Source organism: Aeromicrobium sp. PFPM2_SD2 (assembly GCF_057364525.1).
In genome coordinates this window covers 1-502 of record NZ_JBNFNZ010000846.1, presented here as the reverse complement: position 1 = coordinate 502, position 502 = coordinate 1, and the positions used below count along the sequence as shown (strand labels likewise).

1 pseudogene is annotated in these 502 nt (G+C 76.3%); it reads right to left on the bottom strand.

What is annotated here, in order from left to right:
- Positions 1–502, bottom strand: a pseudogene (locus AC2W7G_RS18450) (aminotransferase class I/II-fold pyridoxal phosphate-dependent enzyme); the annotation flags it as partial.

Here is a 502-nt window from a genome sequence, read left to right as displayed (position 1 = left end):
GACGGCGTGGAGCGCCGGGGTGCTCACCGACCACGGGGGGCTGCTGCTCGCGCAGGTCGCGACCACGGCCGGGTCGCCGACGACGTAGCCGGCCCGGACGCCGGGCATCGACCACGTCTTCGTCAGGCTGCGGACGACGATGAGTCCGGGCAGCCGGTGCGCGGTGAGCGTCTGGCGCTCGCCCGGGACGTGGTCCATGAACGCCTCGTCGACCACGACGACGCGTCCGGGACGGCACAGCGCGCGCAGCGTCGCGGCGGGGTGCAGGCGTCCGGTGGGGTTGGTCGGGTTGCCCACCACGACCAGGTCGGCGTCGTCGGGCACGAGGGCCGGGTCGAGCGCGAAGTCGTCCTCGGCGCGGCACAGCACGTGCGCGACCCGGTGTCCGGCGGCGCGCAGCGCGACGTCCGGCTCGGTGAACTGCGGGTGCACGACGACCGGGCGCCGCCAGCAGCGGCCCGGGCGAGGAGGAAGAACGCCTCGGCGGCGCCGGCGGTCACCA